Annotated in this window: 16 protein-coding genes; all 16 read right to left on the bottom strand. The window is 37.6% G+C overall.

The features are described from left to right. Positions 1-46 precede the first annotated feature (46 nt). Complete coding sequence (locus HZ311_RS12385; protein ID WP_023519370.1) at positions 47-2185, bottom strand: glycosyltransferase family 2 protein; 2139 nt, start codon at positions 2183-2185, stop codon at positions 47-49. 31 nt (positions 2186-2216) lie between these two features. Next, the gene (locus HZ311_RS12380) at positions 2217-3803 is read right to left on the bottom strand and encodes a class I SAM-dependent methyltransferase (RefSeq protein WP_023519369.1); all 1587 of its coding nucleotides are present in this window, start codon (positions 3801-3803) and stop codon (positions 2217-2219) included. After that, positions 3793-5013, bottom strand: a complete 1221-nt coding sequence (locus HZ311_RS12375; protein WP_010735938.1) for an ABC transporter ATP-binding protein — start codon at positions 5011-5013, stop codon at positions 3793-3795. Before HZ311_RS12375 ends, HZ311_RS12380 begins: the two co-directional genes overlap by 11 nt. An 11-nt stretch (positions 5014-5024) precedes the next feature. Further along, the gene (locus HZ311_RS12370) at positions 5025-5831 is read right to left on the bottom strand and encodes an ABC transporter permease (protein WP_019722596.1); all 807 of its coding nucleotides are present in this window, start codon (positions 5829-5831) and stop codon (positions 5025-5027) included. 338 nt (positions 5832-6169) lie between these two features. Next, the gene (locus HZ311_RS12365) at positions 6170-7399 is read right to left on the bottom strand and encodes an EpaQ family protein (protein WP_178946730.1); all 1230 of its coding nucleotides are present in this window, start codon (positions 7397-7399) and stop codon (positions 6170-6172) included. A 118-nt stretch (positions 7400-7517) separates the two neighbouring features. Beyond that, positions 7518-9533 carry a DUF7657 domain-containing protein gene (locus HZ311_RS12360; RefSeq protein ID WP_178946729.1) on the bottom strand — a complete coding sequence of 672 codons (2016 nt, stop codon included), beginning with the start codon at positions 9531-9533 and terminating at the stop codon, positions 7518-7520. Between the two features lie 46 nt (positions 9534-9579). Then, complete coding sequence (gene rfbD, locus HZ311_RS12355; RefSeq protein ID WP_023519366.1) at positions 9580-10431, bottom strand: dTDP-4-dehydrorhamnose reductase; 852 nt, start codon at positions 10429-10431, stop codon at positions 9580-9582. A gap of 450 nt (positions 10432-10881) precedes the next feature. Next, a complete protein-coding gene (gene rfbB, locus HZ311_RS12350; protein WP_010735943.1) occupies positions 10882-11910 on the bottom strand; it encodes a dTDP-glucose 4,6-dehydratase in 1029 nt (342 codons plus the stop codon). Between the two features lie 23 nt (positions 11911-11933). Continuing rightward, positions 11934-12506: a dTDP-4-dehydrorhamnose 3,5-epimerase gene (gene rfbC, locus HZ311_RS12345; protein ID WP_010735944.1), complete on the bottom strand. Its 573-nt coding sequence runs from the start codon at positions 12504-12506 to the stop codon at positions 11934-11936. 13 nt (positions 12507-12519) lie between these two features. Then, a complete protein-coding gene (rfbA, locus tag HZ311_RS12340; RefSeq protein ID WP_010735945.1) occupies positions 12520-13386 on the bottom strand; it encodes a glucose-1-phosphate thymidylyltransferase RfbA in 867 nt (288 codons plus the stop codon). Between the two features lie 98 nt (positions 13387-13484). Continuing rightward, positions 13485-14195, bottom strand: coding sequence for a glycosyltransferase family 2 protein (locus HZ311_RS12335; protein ID WP_023519364.1), 711 nt, complete (start codon positions 14193-14195; stop codon positions 13485-13487). A gap of 4 nt (positions 14196-14199) precedes the next feature. Next, positions 14200-15027, bottom strand: a complete 828-nt coding sequence (locus HZ311_RS12330; RefSeq protein ID WP_023519363.1) for a glycosyltransferase — start codon at positions 15025-15027, stop codon at positions 14200-14202. Next, complete coding sequence (locus HZ311_RS12325; RefSeq protein WP_010735948.1) at positions 15027-15827, bottom strand: glycosyltransferase; 801 nt, start codon at positions 15825-15827, stop codon at positions 15027-15029. Before HZ311_RS12325 ends, HZ311_RS12330 begins: the two co-directional genes overlap by 1 nt. Then, positions 15827-16957: an MraY family glycosyltransferase gene (locus HZ311_RS12320; protein WP_010735949.1), complete on the bottom strand. Its 1131-nt coding sequence runs from the start codon at positions 16955-16957 to the stop codon at positions 15827-15829. The genes HZ311_RS12325 and HZ311_RS12320 overlap by 1 nt, the downstream gene beginning before the upstream one ends. A gap of 77 nt (positions 16958-17034) precedes the next feature. Then, the gene (locus HZ311_RS12315) at positions 17035-17958 is read right to left on the bottom strand and encodes a YihY/virulence factor BrkB family protein (RefSeq protein WP_010735950.1); all 924 of its coding nucleotides are present in this window, start codon (positions 17956-17958) and stop codon (positions 17035-17037) included. A 332-nt stretch (positions 17959-18290) separates the two neighbouring features. Then, positions 18291-19055 carry a type I methionyl aminopeptidase gene (map, locus tag HZ311_RS12310; RefSeq protein ID WP_019722607.1) on the bottom strand — a complete coding sequence of 255 codons (765 nt, stop codon included), beginning with the start codon at positions 19053-19055 and terminating at the stop codon, positions 18291-18293. Positions 19056-19148: the final 93 nt, after the last annotated feature.

Raw genomic sequence — 19148 nt, 5'->3', positions numbered from 1 at the left:
AACTTGAATATTCTCCAAGTCTTTCCTAAGGTATATCAACTACTCTTTAATCTGGCCGTAATGAAAAATCGCCAATTCCTTGTTTGGTCAAATTGTCATTATAGAAAGGATCATGTGCGATATATTTGGGCCATTTATCTTGCATTTTTTTGATTTCACCCGCAAAGCGTTTCTGCTTTTCTGGCGTATCTTCGTACCCGCGAGATTTTGACTCAAAGTGATATAGTTCAACCTGATGAGCATACACATTGTTTCTGCCCAGTTCATAGACTTTAAGACATAAGTCTACATCATTGAAGGCAACTTGTAATGTCTCATCGAAGCCATCCACCGCTTTGAAATCATCCGCTTTGACCATCATACAAGCGGCGGTCACTGCTAAATAATCGACGTCGATCACTAATCGTCCGAAATAGCCACAATGTGTGCGGTCATAATTATTCAACGCGTGACCAGCGACGCCACCAATGCCAACGAGTACACCCGCATGTTGCGTCGTATCATCTGGATAGTAAAGTTTTGCACCCACACAGCCAATTGAATCAAACTGAGCATATGAGACCATCGTTGTCATCCAATTAGGAGCGATCACTTCCGTATCATTGTTCAAGAATAAATAATACTTTCCACTAGCTTTTTCAGCCGCAAGGTTATTGATACGAGAATAGTTGAATGGGATATCGATCAATTCGACAATAAAGCGTTCTTTTAGTTGTTCCTTATATGAGTCGAAAAGATTTTGCATCTTCGGATCAGTACTACCATTATCAGCTACAATGATCTCGTAGTTAGGATAAGTCGTTTTTTCGATGATCGAATCAATACACATTTTCAAATCGTCATACCCATTTTTGGTTGGGATGATGACGCTGACTAGATCCTCTTGTAAGACATCATAATTGATCTCATAAAACCCTGAGATTCTTCCTGGACGCACTTGGCCTTTGATATTCCTGCGAGCTAATGCATCCGTCAAAGCTTTCACACCAGAATCGTAAATATAACTTTTAGCTTCTCCACTACTAGCTGTTGATCCTGGAATCGTACGCCAATGGTAAAGGACACGATCGATATGATAAATATGATCTGCGGGGATCTTTTCTGTAAAACGAAGAACTAGGTCATAATCTTGTGAACCTTCATAGCCTTTTCGGAACCCACCTAGTTCTTTGACGATACTTAATCGATAGACGCCTAAATGAGAAATATAGTTATTTCCCATCAAAGTATTGGGTGACCAGTCTGCTTTAAAATGAGGATCGAAGCGATTGCCATCAGCATCGATCTTATCTTCATCACTATAAATCAAATCAAGTTCTGGCCGATCATTCAAGACATTGACTACTTCAAACAATGCATTGACAGGAAGTTCGTCGTCATTATCAAGTAATGCCATGAATTCCCCTTCAGCGATCTCAAGTGCAGAGTTCGTGGCTAAACTGATATGTCCGTTTTCCTCACGAAAGACAACTTTGATCCGTGAGTCTTTTTGCTGATAACGTTCTAAACATTTATGGATTTTAGGATCGGTAGAGGCATCATCACTGATACATAATTCCCAATGGTCATATGTTTGAGCAATCACAGAATCGATACATTTTTCTAGCCATTTGATTTCTACGTTATAAACTGGCATCACGACAGAAATCAACGGACGATAGGCAAAGGCTTGCGCTTTTGTTTTTTGTGCTGCAACGTCGATTTGTTCATGCTTAGCGATCCATTGTGCATAGTCGATCGAACCTGGTTTCAATTCCATTTTCACACGACGTACAGCCTTTTTTAGGCCATGCGTTCGAGCATAGTTCAAGCCTTTTTTTAACAATCGTTTTTTCTTTTCCAAACTCGACTCGATGCCATCATCATAAGGATAGCGTCCATTCAATTTGACGGCTATCCCATTTTGATGATCTTTCGTTTGAAAATCTAAAATTGCTTTTCCCTTCATCTTTCCAGATAATCGAAGATTAAAACCACTTTGCGTTTTTACATCCAAATCATAAAGATGATTGATATCTAAACGCACGACTGGTGTATTTTTTGCTATAATATTTTCTTTTTCAACTTGGATCGTCGGTATTTCTTTCGTTACTTCATCGATTGCCCAACCAACGATCAATAAATCGCCGGTCGCCCGCTCACGAGTGATTTTATCGATAAATACAGCAATTTCTTTTTTTTGCACTGGTTTGGTACTCCTTTACCTAATAAGTTATTTATATTTCAACTAGCCAAGACTGCCCATTTTCTGCAATCAATTCAATCAAAAATGATTTTTCTTGTTCACACGCTATCTGTATCTCAAAACCAGCTTTTGTGTGGGGAGGAAGTTTTTCGGCTTCATTCACTTCGGCTCGCTCAATCTGCTGAACCTCGAAGAATGGTGATTGATCTACAGACAACTTATAAGATAAAGGTTTACGTTCCGCATTTGAAATTCCCCATCCAATGATTTTGAGTAATTTTGTTTCTGGATCCCAATTTTTTTCGTCGATACAAAGAGAAAGATCTTTGGCTTGGATTTTTTTTGCCGTTTCTTTTGGTCTCCCTAATCGTCCTTTTGGCTTTATTGCCCAATTGTTAGGCTGCAACAAGTCAAAATATCGATCAGCCGTAGTCTTCAAGACTTTCGTCAGCTCTTTATTCTCTATTTGCAAGTGCTGGTTTTCTTTTGTTAATCTCTCGTTTTCAGCAGATAGTTCTTTTTGAACAGCAGCCATAGGTTTGATTTCTCTAAGGACTTCAGTCATCGTTGCTGGTAATTCACCAATGAATCGATAATGGCAAGAGATTTTGATCGTTTCTCCACTTATATCGGTCAATTCTAGTCTTGGTGCTTCTGATCCATCAAAGATATAACAGTCTGTCGCTGTTTTGATGACCGCATTCGATGCGATAAAATCAAGCTTTACTCCGTCTACTTCAACACTGAACTCAAGATAACTTGGTTGCTTTTCAAATTGAAAAATAAAACTTACCGGTTCTTCTGTCAGTGGAAAAGTCAATACTTGGTTTTCTCCCGTATAATTATTGAACGGGATCTGTAATGTTTCTTCTTGCGTACTCTTTTTGATGATTTCCATCATTTTGACATAATTTGAATTTTGCGGTGAATTGATTTTAGCTTCCACATTTGGGTGTTTTTTCAATGAAAAGAAGTATTGATACACTTCGCCAAATGGGCGCATTTTGAAATCATAACGAACTGCTTCTGGTAAGTCAGTATATGCCGACTTCAATTCAGTATCCCCTACTGCTAGATATAAATAATCTTCAATGTTGATGTGCAGATCAGCGTTTGCAAATACTTTTTGAAAGCCTTCGTGGGTATAAAATGAATTATGTGTTTCATCTAGTAGCCCAAACGAAGCCCACGGCAATTCGTTATTAAAGAGGTGGATCAATACAGAGTTATGCACGAGATTAGGAAAAGTAATCAAAATCTCGCCTTCTTCATTTAGAAACTCTCTGACTTTTTTTAATGTCTTCAAAGGATCCACTAAATGTTCCAAGACATCTGCAAATAATATATAATCAAACGTTTGACCAGCATAATATTTTGCCCATTCAAAACTTTCAATATCGCCATAAAAACCATCTTGTGCAATTTCATTGACGTAATCAAATAGTTCTTTGTCCAGTTCAACGATGCTTACTTCACAGTTTTTTGCACCGATCAAATGTTTCGTCATGCGTCCATTGCCTGGACCAAATTCCAAGACTTTACTTCCTGGTTTAATTTGTCCGACAATCTTACCTACGCTACTTTGTTCATCTAAATCCATTTCGAAATCATACTTCATTGTTTTGATCTCCTTCTTTCCACTGGTGATCCAAGACCACGATCCCTTCACCAATATAAGAACCCGTCACAAATAAGTTCATATACTTCGTTTTATAAACTAATGGAACAGTGGCATTTTCTTCAAAAACCGCCACATCGAAATAGTATTCGCCAGCAAGTAAGCCTAACTTCTTATACTTGAGATAAAAGACGTTTTTTCCTTTTTCCCAAGGAATCGTGATATCGTCCAGTAAGGTATTCAAGCCACAGACATAGAAATTATCGACCGTTCGTAGGGCAATCCCTAATACAGGTTTTTTGATGGTATCATCTTTCACTTCATAAGTAACCTTGACATAAAGATCTTCCCCTTGTTCTAACATATCGATTGGTTGCTTGTTTTCATCTAGTAACTCAGCACTTAACACATCGACGATATCTGGGGCAGCAAAGCGCTCCACTTGATTTTTGTTACGATCTACTGTTTTTACTGATTTTTTCTTTAAGAAGTTTTCGTAATTGGTTGTCACATCCATCGTATCACCAAATTCTACAACTTCACCATTTTTTAGCCAGTAAGAACGGTCGCAGAAACGACGGATCGAGCTGATATCATGGGAAACAAATAAAATCGTCTTCCCAGAATTTTTGATTTCCGTAAATTTTTCCATACATTTCAATTGGAACTCCAAGTCACCTACTGCGAGTGCCTCATCAACAATCAGAATATCTGGATTGACATTGATCGCTACCGCAAAAGCTAAGCGTACGAACATCCCACTTGAGTAAGTTTTAACTGGTTGATAAACGTGGTCTCCGATATCTGCGAAATCAATGATGTCATCCACCATCGCATCGACTTCTTCACGTGAAAAGCCAAGAACCATTCCATTTAAATAAATATTTTCATACCCAGAATATTCTGGATTAAAACCTGAACCCAATTCAAGTAAGGCAGAAATCTTTCCTTCGATCTCCATGGTTCCACTTGTTGGAGTCAAAACGCCTGTAATGATTTTGAGCATCGTTGATTTACCAGAACCATTTTCACCGACAAAACCAATCATTTCACCTTTTTTAATCTCTACATCAATATTTTTCAATGCATAGAACACATCATGGTACGATTTCTTGAAAGGATTCAAAGCTTCTCTAAAACGATCCGTCGGTTTCGCATACATATTGTATGATTTAGTGATGTTGTTTAATTTAATTGCGTATTCTGTCATAACTATACTCCTTACAGCACATCTGAAAAATGTGGTTTCAATCTACGGAACACTAAGGAACCGATTACGAACATGATTAATGTAACTACCCAAAAATAGATTGTATAAGTACCATGTTCCCAGAACCAAGCTTGACTTAAAAATGATTCACGGTAACCTTGAACAACATAATACAGTGGGTTTAATTTTAGAATCTTTATGATTGCTGGATTAAATTGACTAGGACTCCAAAGAATCGGCAATGTCCACATAATCAGCTGTAGCAAAATTGTGATAAATTGCATGATATCTGGTATAAAAGGTTGAATCGATGCGGTCAACCACGTCAATCCGGTCAAAAAAGCAACCATACAAAATAGATAATAAATCAATTGTAAAGACATGACCGTTGGAAAAATACCATGTCCCATTGTTACGACTAAACCAATCAAAATAAAGAACATATGTGAGTACAAGTTTGAAAGGATTTTAGTTGTTGGTAAGATACGGATATTGAATACCACTTTTTTCACTAAATAGGTGTATTCTCGGAAAACAAGTGTTGTAGAGGTAAACGCATCTGAGAAAAAGAACCATGGGACCATCCCTGTGATCAGATAGACGATAAACGGATACTTCCCGTCAGTCATTGCCGCTTTCAAGCCGAAGCCAAAGACTAACCAGTAAATGAGAACCGTAAACACGGGATTGATGAACGCCCATAAAATCCCTAAAAATGAACCCGCAAAACGCGATTTAAAATCGTTTAACGAGAATTGAAGTAATAGCTTTCGATTTTGATAGATATCCTTCATAAATAAAAACAAATCTTTCAACATTTGTGTTCCTCCAAGCAGTTTCAATTAATTACAGTCAACAGCCATTTTACCACATATTGAGCCAAGGACTGCGATATTCGTTGTTTCTTAATTTTCTATTAAGCAAACTTTTTGTCAACGTTACTATTTTACAAAAGATGATACTTAATTGCAATGAAGCAAAAAACGTGGGCCTGCCAAAAAAGGCTTACCCACGTTTTTATTTTTTTGATTGAGATTGGGACAGAAGTGTATAGCCTTATTTCCGAAGTGCTTGCTCCTGTTTCCACCATTTATTCGATTCTAAGGTGACAGACAAAATAATTGTTGCTGTTGTCTCACACCCCTTATTTTCAAATTCAGTGATAGCGTGCAAGTCTTGAAGTTGACAGTTGATTTTCCTCTTGTATTTTTATTTGCTTACCTGGTGGCTGATCGTAACGATGACTTGCCATCGCTAACAACAAGTAGCCGATAGGTACCCAAGGGAAAGAAGTCAATGTATCTTCCATAAACGATTGGATCATTACTGCCATGAATGCCCATAAGAACGTAAGCTGTCCATTCGAATAATCAGCTTTCAGTGTTAGTCTTCCAACAAAAACAAGTAATAAAATCCCTACAATTGCGATTCCTATCAATCCATATAAATTCAAAATAGAATTATAACTATTGTGATTACCTAAAACCTCATTCCCACGAAAATAAAGAAAAGGCTTCATTCCAACCAGTAGTTGCTCTGTACTCTCGGAAATCGTTTGATAAAATTTCAGCCATATGCCCTCTCTTCCAGTGAAGAGATTGATCTCTTCAGAATTGGCAGCTAAATAGGATATCGGTAGCGCCAAGCTAAAAATAGCTAAATAGCCGATAAAAGGGGCACGAATAAATTTAAAGAATCTTTTAGGCCAGATATCCAATAAAGCAAAAATGATGATCGCAATCAATGCCGAGCGTGATTGACATACCCAGATTCCTAAAAATGCAGCAATGATCGCTGGTACTCCAAGGATCCGAATATACCAACGTTCAAATGAACTGGCGAAACCACTGATCAGTAGTCCAAGCATCATCAACGAGCTGCCAATCGTATTTGTATTGATCCAAATATCGGATAATTTATTATCTTGGTTCCATATACTTTGTCCTTCAGGTACTTGAATCTCTGTAAATACTCGATATACCGTCACAGCAAGGAAAAATGAGAAGACAAGCAAATAAATTCCCCGATCTACTTTGTCAAATTCGATCCACTTTACACTCAATCCAATCAGAATCAAAATCGGGATCAACAGATTACCTGCCAAAGAACCTTCTCGTATTCCACTGAAATACGTATAGAAACCGAAGATTACAACTGCTGCTCCTAGATAAAAAAAGTCAAATCCTCTTGCTTTATAGATATTCAGTCCTGTTAAGACAAATACACCAAAAGTGACGAACTGTGCGCTATGTTCATATAAAAATAAAGTAGCTGGTGTGCCTATACCGATCGTCCAGACAGAAAAAAGAGCGATTAGCATCATTAACAAGATCCCAGTACTCATTTTATTTATGAATTTTTCGACAAATGTTTGAATGGTTTCCACCTCCTCTTCCAAATAATACTTTTTAAAAACGGATCATTGGATCAGCGTTATCACGATGATTTCTAACTGATCCAATATCCTCTTTTTTTGCACACATCTTCTTCAAACTAAAAGTTTTTTATTGACCAGTAGACTGTGTTTGCCAAGTAGCATAGTTTGGATACGCTACTTCATAGATCATGTGCCCATCGTCGTCTGGTCCATATAATTTAGTGAACTGCGCTTCATTACGCTGATTATAGTCATCTAATGGACGCTTGGTTACGACATATTTGATGCCTAACTTTTCAGCATCATCAAAATTCAAAGTCACTGAGAACATGTCTGGACGATCTAGCTTGAAGGCTGTATCTTCTTTGGCAATAAAAGCTCTAGTATGGGCATAACGATTGTAGAAACGCTCATATTCCCATTCTGGATCAATCAATTGCCATGCAGCTTTGTCTGGATAAAAGCGGACCGTATTGAATGCCTTTACCCCTAAAGCCGGTGTGAAATTATAGAGCTCATCTTCGGTTAACCATACTTGACCTGGATCCTGTTGATCGATTTTTTGGATTTCCTTGGCTAACGTTTTTTCAAAAATCGCACCTGTTCCTTGGACAACTGGATTCACAAAGAAACCAGAAGCAATGATCAATGCACTAAATGAAAGGTAGAAAAAGACGCGTTGTCGAAACAGTGCAAATGCTAAAAGGAGTGTTCCCAAAACAATCACACTGATTAACTCAAAGCCAGAGAAATAGCCTTCCATCTTGGAACCTTGTAACGCATAGTAATAGATACCTGCATTAGCAATCAATAAGACGAATTTATACCACGTTGGGATGACATCGTGTTTCCAAATGTACGCGATAAACCAAATCGATAATAGAAAGGCAGCAAAGCTGAAAGTTAAGATCGCACGAAATGGTGGGACAAATGATAACAAGGTCAATTGAGCCATCGTTCTAGGTAAGCCAATGGTGATCCAAAAAATCGCGAAGAGACAAAAGAGCATTAAGATCCGACCAATATTTTTTTGATCGTCGTCTTTTTTTCCAAACAAGACAAATGGACTTGCTAAAAAGACAGTTGGGAAGAAATGGTAAAATAGTGCTACTTCTGAATTATTTGAGAAACTGATATCCTCGAATGGGATTTTCCAGTTCGTTAAGAAATAGAAAAATTCACTAAATTTCCATTTACCACCTGTACTTACTCGATTCCCAGGATACAACGTATTCAAAGAGACGAGTAACGCATCTTTAGAAATTGACCAAAAATGCCACATGACAATACCAATAAACAACAACGCAGCAGTAATCAATACAGCGTCAAACCAATCCCATTGTATTTTTTTGCGGTAATAGATCAGTAAACCGACAAAATAAAAAACTAATAGATAGGCGAGCATCACTTGATGGGCCGGATAGATAACTAAGATAAATCCGAGACCGAATATGACCACTAATAACATCATCAATGCACGCAGCCACTTTTTTTCATGTTGATAAAAATAATGATAAAAGGCGACCATTAAACCAATTGTAAAGAAAATCAAATCGCCAACGTGTTGCATGAACCACCATTGAACAGCTGGTGAGAAGGTCAATGCAAATGACCCAATCAACGAAAGTGGCTTGTTTCTTTTCGTTAAGATCATCAGGAGTTCAAATCCTAACAGGACCATGACTACCAGTTTCATTGCCCAATAAAAGGACAATCCTCGATCCCTTCCCAAAAAGAAGAATCCCCAGTTAAATGGTTTACCGATAACAGTGATATCTTTTACTGGTGAATTGTAGGCAATAATCATATTTTGACCATTCAACGAATAATCTTCGTTGATGACCGGATAACCCGATTCTGCTTGAGAGAAATAAAAAGGCGTTTGGACTAGCCATTCATCTGAACGAACTTCTCGATTTTGACCAAAAATAACATCCGTCTTTTTCCCGTCATCTCTTTGGGATACATAGTTATCCCAGCTACCGATCGAGCTACCATTCAAGTTGAAGGTCACAACGATAACGATCACCAATAAGCCAATCACATAACGTAATTTCAATAGGATATCTAAAAATAGATTCGTCTGTTCTGTCTCCGGTTCTCGTGATTTATCTCGCCTTGCACTTCTTGTTTGTTTTTCCATAAAATTCTCCAATTTCTTCGTTGTTTCTTTTTTCTAAGGAAAAACCTTATTTGTTTAATTTTTCAGAAGCTTGTAACATTTGTTCAAGTGCTTCTTGCCACGTTGGAATAACAAAACCAAGATCTTCCGTTTTCTTCAGGCTCATCACTGAATATTGTGGACGTGTTGCTTTTTGTGGATATTCGGCTGAAGTAACAGGAGCTACTTCTACTGCTGTATCTTTTAAGATTTCTTTTGCGAATTCATACCATGAACAACTATTCTCGTTTGATAGATGATAGACACCATATGGTACTTTTTCTTCGATTACATAAACCATAAATTCGGCCAGTGTGCGTGTCCATGTCGGACGTCCAAATTGGTCATTGACCACTGTTAATCGATCATGGGTTTGTGCCAAACGTTGCATCGTATAAACAAAGTTATGACCATATACACCAAATACCCATGACGTACGAATAATATAATAATCTTCTAAAATTTCCTGCACTGCTTGTTCGCCTAGTAGTTTTGTACGACCATATTCATTCAATGGATTCGTTGCATCATCTTCTAGATATTCTTCATCTTCTTTTTTACCATCAAAGACATAATCGGTACTGATATAAATCAATGTTGCATTCACTGCTTTCGCTGCCAATGCAACATTTCTCGTTCCGTCTACATTGATTTTTTCATCTAATTCTTTTCCTTCGTCTTCTGCTTTATCGACAGCAGTATAGGCTGCACAATGGAAGATGACTTCAGGCTTTAAGTCTGTGATATAAGCCATTGTTTTTTCTGCATCCGTGATATCCAGTTCTTGGGCGTCAGTCGAAACATAATCTAACCCTTTCTCATCTAATAAATGACGTAACTCGGTACCAAGTTGACCATTTCCACCTGTTAATAAAAACATAACGCAATCGCTCCTTGATTTATTTATTTTTAAACTTTTTTTTGTAAAAATATCATTAGCTATCATGTTGTCTTTAATGAACGCTTTATCTTTGAAGTTCGATTCATTCAACTGTTTGTTCGGAGTATTGGACAAAAATAACGGTCTCATTATTTCCCCTTATCCCCAAACAACGGCAGAACACTTATGTGCCAACCACGTTCTAAGAACCAAGCTTATTCTACCATATCGGTTCTCGCTTTTCGAGAGGATGAGCATCCATCCAGCGTTCTTAAAAAATTTTTCATGAAAAAAGGGCAGCGTCAGTTAAACGCAGTGCCCCTTCAATGACTATTTAAAAAGAGGTTGAGTCTCTCAAGCTATCTATTCAAGCAAGAAAAACATCTGATAAGAGGAAGTCTCTGACTCTTATCTACGCAGCTTGTTCGAGGGAATTCGATTTCTCGCCTCTTATTGTCCATTTTTAGCGTAAGCTGCTTCAACTGCTTCTTTCTCTTTTTGCCACCATTCTTGGTTCTCTTCGTACCACTTGATAGTTTCTGCTAAACCATCACGGAAATTAGTGAACTCTGGTTGCCAACCAAGTTCTTGTCGAAGCTTGGTTGAGTCGATCGCATAACGCAAATCATGGCCAGCACGATCTTTGACATGTTCATAGGCATCTTTAGGCTGACCCATCATTTCTAAGATCATTTCCAATACGGTTTTGTTGTCTTCCTCGCCATCAGCGCCAATCAAATAGGTTTCCCCAATATTCCCTTTGGTTAGGATCAACCATACGGCAGAAGAGTGGTCATTCGTATGGATCCAATCACGAACATTTTTTCCTTCTCCGTATAACTTAGGTTGGATACCACTTAAAATATTGGTGATTTGACGTGGAATGAATTTTTCAATGTGTTGATAAGGTCCATAGTTATTGGAACAATTTGAGATTGTCGCCTTTAGTCCAAATGAACGAACCCAAGCTTTCACTAATAAATCAGAACCAGCTTTTGTTGAAGAATAGGGGCTGGACGGGTTGTAAGGTGTTTCCGCAGTGAACTTCTCACCTTCACCCTCTCCATGACCTGGTAAATCTTCACGTAATGGTAGGTCACCATAGACTTCATCCGTAGAAACATGATGATAACGAACATCGTACTTACGGCAAGCTTCTAGCAATGTATACGTACCAATGATGTTCGTGTGTACAAACGGAAACGGATCTTTAAGAGAATTATCATTATGTGATTCAGCAGCATAATGAACCACTGCATCTGCTTTTTCCACTAATCGATCGACTAATTCTGCATCTGCAATATCTCCGACAACTAGCTCCACACGATCAGTTGGCAATCCTGCTAGATTTTCTTTGTTTCCTGCATAAGTTAATTTATCTAAGACTGTCACATGTACTTCTGGGTGGTTTTGTACAACATAATGTACAAAATTTGATCCAATGAAGCCTGCTCCACCAGTAACAATGATATTTTTCATTTAATATTTCTCCTCATCAAATGTTAGATTTCACCATAAACAAATGGGTTTTCTGCTTCAAATTCTTTCAGTGTAGGATGATTATGATCTTTTTCAGACATGATCGCTTTTGAAAGATCGATTGGCCAATCAATCGCTAACTCTGGATCGTCAAATGCGATCCCACCGTCTGCTGCGGCATCATAATAATTATCGCATTTATAAAGGAAATTCACATTTGGTGTCAATGTCACGAACCCATGTGCGTATCCCTTGGGTACAAGTAATTGACGATGATTATGTTCAGATAAGATATAACTTTCCCACTGTCCATAGGTTGGACTACCTTTACGAATATCGACGATCACATCTAAGACTGCTCCTGAAGTGACACGGATCAATTTTGTTTGAGCGGATGCCCCTTTTTGAAAATGCAAACCACGAATCACTCCGGCTTCAGCAGATAGAGAGTGATTGTCTTGGACAAAATCAAAATCTAATCCATGTTCCGCAAATTTTGCTTTTGAATAGCTTTCTGTAAAGAAACCACGATGGTCCCCAAAAACATCCATTTCGATAATTTTAACATCTGTTAATTTAGTATCCGTCACTTTCATCACTAAAAACTCCTTATTCAGCAGCCAATCTTAATAAATATTGACCATATTGATTTTTTTTCAGTGGTTCTGCCAAAACAGCTAATTGTTGTTTGTCGATATAGCCCATTCGATAAGCCACCTCTTCTAAACAAGCAACTTTTAAGTTTTGACGCTTTTCAATCGTTTCAATAAATGTAGAGGCTTCAAGTAAAGATTCATGCGTACCTGTATCTAACCAAGCAAAACCACGTCCCATAATCTCTACAGAAAGTTTTCCTCTTTCTAAATATGCTTTGTTGACGTCAGTGATCTCTAGTTCGCCACGCTCAGATGGTTTGATTTCTTTTGCAATTGAAATCACATCGTTGTCGTAGAAATAAAGTCCTGTGACAGCATAATTTGATTTTGGTTCTGTTGGTTTCTCTTCAATAGAGAGAGCTTGCATATTTTCATCAAATTCGACCACACCAAAACGTTCCGGATCATTAACATGATACCCGAAAACAGTCGCTCCACTTTCTCTAGAGGCAGCACGTTGCAACATTTTTGATAGTCCGCCACCATAGTAGATATTATCTCCTAAAACAAGACAAACACTATCATCGCCAATAAATTCTTCCCCAATGATAAAAGCTTGAGCTAGGCCATCGGGACTCTCTTGAACCGCATATTCAAGGTGAATACCTAGATCATGCCCATTTCCAAATAATTCTTTAAAGCGTGGGGTATCTTGAGGTGTTGAAATAATCAATATCTCCTTGATACCTGCCAACATCAAAATAGACATTGGATAATAGATCATTGGTTTATCGTAGACTGGCATCAACTGTTTCGAGGTTGCCTTTGTTAGTGGATACAAGCGTGTTCCGCTTCCTCCCGCAAGGATGATTCCTTTCATGAATATAAGCGCTCCTTTTTCTTTAAATTTTCACTTTCGTTATTATCTCATCAATCCTACTATTTGTCATGGATTTCTTGAGAATTTAACAATATCTTTTAGGGATATTTTTTCCATTTCCGCTGAATGAGTGCTTGGATCAAATGAATCCGCCAAGTGATTTTCTGGCGCCAACTACTCTTCGTTTCAATTTCACTTGCATTAAAATCGTGTCGCCGATAAAGAGTCAGCGGTTCTCGAATAAAGCCCGCATGATTCCCCGCCAGCAAACCGATCCACATATCATGCATCGGTACATTGTCAGGTATCGGTAAGATCGTCTCTTTTAATGAAGAGCGAAAAGCCATCCCTGCACCGATATAGTTACTACGAATCAAATTCGTCAACCAGCCTTCTTTGGATCTCCTAAAGGTAAAGTATGAGGAATGGATCTCATTCAACTGGCTATCTACGATCACTAAATCTGAAATAACTACTAGTTGTTTTGGATGAAGGCTAAAGTATTGTGTGATTTTCTCTACTTTCCCATCTAACCATACATCATCTTGATCTGCTAAAAATATCAGGTCTCCCTGAGCTTGTTCAATCGCAAAGCCAAAATTTTTGATCAAACCTTGTTTGGGACCTTCAAAAAGTTTGATACGTGGATCATTATGTGCATATTCTGTTAAGATCGACCAAGTATCATCGACTGAACCATCATCCGAAATAATCACTTCATCTTCTGGAGAAAGTTGCTTTAAGATACTATCCAATTGTTCTTTTAAATACGCGCCACCATTAAAGGTTGCTATACAAACCGATCGCATCATTTCACACCTTCCAATTATCAACAAACGAACGTAAAGTCATTCGCCAGATTTGACGATTCTTGACAGTCAAAAATTGCTTTGTCATTCTTAATACTAACTGCTTCCGATGTTGCATTAAATGCTGACGGTCGTATTCTTGGTAAAAGATCGACTCAGCAGCCAATATCGACTGATAGCGTGTTACGTTAACTTTTTTATAATCTAATACTGAGAGATCATGAGTCATGCTAGTGGCTAAAACTACAATTTCTTTGTTTAATTGTTTGATTTGCCAAAAAAGCCAATGATCTAAAAAATCGAGTGGGAACACTGTATTATAGCCATTGATCTCTCTTAAAAATGTGAGCGAGAATGCCGCGCCAGAATTGATTGCCATAATCCGTTGACGTGTTACTACTGGCTCTTCGATCACTTCGAAGTGGCGATTGATATAGTGGTCTGCCCACACCGGAGAGATTTGTTTTGTACCAGAAAATACTAAGGGGACCGCAGCTACTCGCTCCTTTGTCCAAGTGAGTTCGGCTACAGTTTCCAAATAATCAGTACCTAACTGAGTGTCCTGATCTAATGTTATAAGTGTCTGTACCGTATCTGAAATGTGGTCAATTGCATAATTGTAAGCAACCGCTAGGCCTGGATTTGCTGGATCATGATGATAATGGACGTTCTTTTCTGAATAAAGCACATCAGCATGTGCAACAGGACTATTATCAAAAATAACTAACTCCACTGTCCCAGCTTGGATAGCTGCTTTTAAATAATCGTAAGAAGGCGATTGGTTGATTTTTTGGTGATACAATACGATCACTACTGCTATTTCTGGTGTCATTAGAAGAAAGTCCACCCCCACTTATGGAAGAATTTCATCATTGAATTTAAAAATATTCGAAAAAGTTTGAAGTTACGATGCGCCCCTTTTCCATATAGATGGATGGCACTATAACGTGGCGTATAAAGGATCTTTTCGTTTGCTTTTTCAAAACTTAAACAAAGATCATTATCTTCAAAATACATAAAGTAGCGAGTATCAAACCCATTGATTGATTTAAATTTCGCAACATCTACTACCATAAAACTACCAGAAATCATGCGCACATAAGAATCACGATCCTCTGGCAAATCACGACATTCAAAGCGATTCAATCGCCGATCAAACATTTTTTTGACAAATTTGAAAGGAATGAAACGTAGTACATAGTCGAATAGAGCTAAACGCTGTCTAATCAAGTATTGAGTCGTCCCATCTTCATTCAAGATTTTAGGTGCCAACATCGCACATTCAGGATGCGTTTCTAAGAGCGCAACCAGGTCGATCACCGTCTGCTCATCTACTAAAATATCTGGATTAAAAATCACCGCATATTTTGCAGCGCTTTGGAGCAAGGTATGGTTATGACCAAATCCAAAGCCTCGGTTTTCATTATTGAAATAAATATTCATGAACGGATATTTTAAATATTCGCGTAATCGTTCTTGGTATTCAGGTGTCGAGTTATTATCAAAAATTTGAAATTCAATTGCCGGTTCTTCACCGATCGTCGCAATGATCGTATCTAATGTCTGGAATATTTTTTTACTATTTGCTGTCACAATGCTAATTAAAATCGGCTTTTTTTTATTGTTCTCCATTAAGGTCTTTTCCATTTCTTAAAGTATTTCTGCATCACTTGTGTACGGTATTCTTTATTCCCTAAAAACCGTAATGTTTTTAGAATGAATTGGTATTTTTCATTGATCAATCCGATCAATTCAAATAATAAAATAGCAGCAAATAGCATCACTAAGAACAAAGCAATCGTTCCAAGACTTCCCGTATAATTCATGATCATTGCAGTAAATGAAAACATCAAAGCGATGGAGTAGATCGTCAAAACAGCTCCTTTATGGGTAAAGCCTAAAGCGAGCAATCGATGATGCAAATGCTTCTTATCTGCCGTAGAAAATGATACTCGATTCGCTTTTCTACGAATGATTGCAAAAAAAGTATCTGTAACAGGTACCCCCATGATGATCAACAAAGAAATCGATGAAACGAAAGTAACATTCTTTAATCCTTGCAATGATAAAACCGCCATCATAAAGCCTAAGAAAAGTGCACCTGTATCCCCTAAATAAATTTTGGCAGGATAAAAATTGTAAGGAAAAAAGCCGATGATACTTGCGACTAAACAAAAAATAACTATAGGTATATAAACTGTTGAGGCATGTAAAAAAAAGTAACCAATAATACCAATGGTCATCAAGCCAATCAAAGATATCCCTGCTGCTAAGCCATCTAAACCATCAATCAAATTGACTGCATTAGTGATCCCAAAAATCCAAAAAATGGTGACAGGAAAACTAAGCCAACCTAATTGGATATATCCTAAGAACGGTAAGGTAAAAGAATCGATCCTGATATCAGCGACAAAATAGATGATCAAAGCCGCTAATAAAATACCAATACTTTTTTGCTTAGGTGAAAGTTCATATTTGTCATCAAGTAATCCGGTCAATACGATGACGGACGCAGCCAATAATATAGGTAGAATATAAAATTTAGGGATGATATCTTTGAATAAAAACAAACTAGATATCACGAAGGAAACAAAGATAGGTAAGCCACCAGCTGAAGGCATCGGCACTTTGTTTATTCGTCGTTCATTCGGTTTATCGACCATTCCAGTTTGAACTGAAATTATTTTAAAAATGGGGGTCAATATCAAAGACAATAAAATTGTCAAAAAAATCTTTATTACAATACTAAAAGAAACCAGCATACGGGCACCTACTTTATTTAAAGAGTCATTAATAATTATAAAACACTGTCGCTATTTTACAATAAGAACTCGTGTTTCTAATTCTTTTTTTGAGAAAATTTATTTTTTAGTTTACCAAGCCATGTTGATGTGATGCTTCTTCGTTCTTTTATTTCGTTTCCTGTTATGTACTCTTGCACAACAGCATTGATGATTCCACCAAGAATAATGATCGTCGCAGCAAAGTTTAACCAAAGCATCAAAACGATAAAACTTCCGATGATTTGATAACCGCTCACACGCGTTGCAAAATAACGAGCATAAATTCCAAAAACTTGTGACAACAACATCCAACCAGTCGTTGCAAATACAGCACCAGGAATCACTGCTTTAAATTTCAATTGCGCGTTTGGTACAATCCAATAAATCATAAACATGATCACAAATAAAGCCACCAAAGTAATCGGCCATTTCAATGTTTGGAATTGGTCAATAAAGTTTACAGGTATTTTAAAGATCGGTTGAATCGCCTCTAAAATCATTTGTCCTAATCCAAGCACTAAAGTGACACCACTAATCGCAATCATGAACAAGATGATAACTATTAAGGAAAAGAAACGGACAATGATGAAATTTTCTCTATTTTCAACTCCATACGCTTTATTCATGGCAATCTGTAATGCATTGATACTCTGACTAGCTGACCATAAAGCTGCAATAGCTGACAATGACAACAAACTACCAGAACTTTGTGTCAACAAATTTTTTACCGCCGGTCCAATAAACTGATAGATCGTTTCAGGAATCACTTGGCGAATATAAGTCAAGACAGTTTCTTGATCGATTTGAAGATACGGTAGAATATTTCCAAGCGCAATAATCAATGGAAACAAAGATAAGAGTAAATAATAAGCCACAACTACTGAAGTCGTTCCCATTTCAGAATCAACGATCCTCTTTTGCGTCGTCTCAATAAAACGCATTAAATTCTTATGTTGTTTTATTTTATTCAAAATATTCATAGTAATCTCCTGTTCAAGGTTGTGAGAAAAGCGCTTTGACCTGAGCAGTAAGATAGAAAATCAGAAAATAGCTCCCCATATTTTTTGATTTTTTAGCTTAATGTTGAAGGTCAGCTTTTCGAACACCGTTTATCTAGGTTGTAAAAAAAGCTAATAACACTGAGGAAAAGGGTGGCAAACCAGAAAATAATAGACATATTTTTCCAATTGCCACCCTACTATCTTAGTTACTAGCTTTCCTACAACTTTTATCCATTATTTGAAGAAGAAGGTCATCCACAACTTTCTCCATTTAATTAAACAGTTTGCAAACTGTTCGTTGAAAGAAGAACTTAATAAGTTCCTTCTTCACCTTGAGAAGTCAAGATTCTTGGACCATCTTTGGTGATAGCCAATGTGTGTTCATATTGGCAAGATAATCCACCATCTCTGGTATAAGCTGTCCAACCATTTGGGTCCATTTTCATTTTCCATGTTCCTGTATTGACCATTGGCTCGATCGTAATGACCATACCTTCTTTTAAACGTAATCCTTTACCTGGTTCACCATAGTGAGGAATAGTTGGTTCTTCATGGATCGTTGGTCCTACTCCATGTCCAACAAAGTCTCGTACGATTCCTAGATTTTCTCCTTCGACGTACGTTTGGATCGCATGACCAATATCCCCAATACGATTACCAACTTGCGCTTGCTCAATGCCGATATATAGTGCTTTTTTTGTCACTTCCATCAATCGATCAATTTCAGGTGTGGATTCACCCACCACATATGCCCAGCAAGAATCAGAGATTCCGCCTTTTAAGTCAATACACATATCCACTTTCACTAAGTCGCCACTTTTAAGTGGTTTTTTCCGAGGAAAACCATGACAGATCTCATCATTGATACTGATACACGTCGCATATTCATATCCTTCAAATCCAATTTGGGCAGCGACTCCGCCATGACTTTCGATATAATTACGTACAAATACTTCGATATCCCAACTAGTTACTCCTGGTTTAATGAAGTCTCGCAGATTTTTATGGACATCTGCTAATAATGCACCAGACTCTGCCATTGCTTCGATCTCACGTGCTGATTTTAATGTTATCATCTATTCTCGTCTCCTTTTTACAAATCCTTTTTATTTTAACATAGTAGGAAGTATTTAGCCAAATCCCATAGTACCTTTATAAATCTTGCTTCC

The organism is Enterococcus mundtii (assembly GCF_013394305.1).
Lineage (GTDB): Bacteria > Bacillota > Bacilli > Lactobacillales > Enterococcaceae > Enterococcus_B > Enterococcus_B pernyi.
This window is presented reverse-complemented; position numbering and strand designations above follow the sequence as displayed.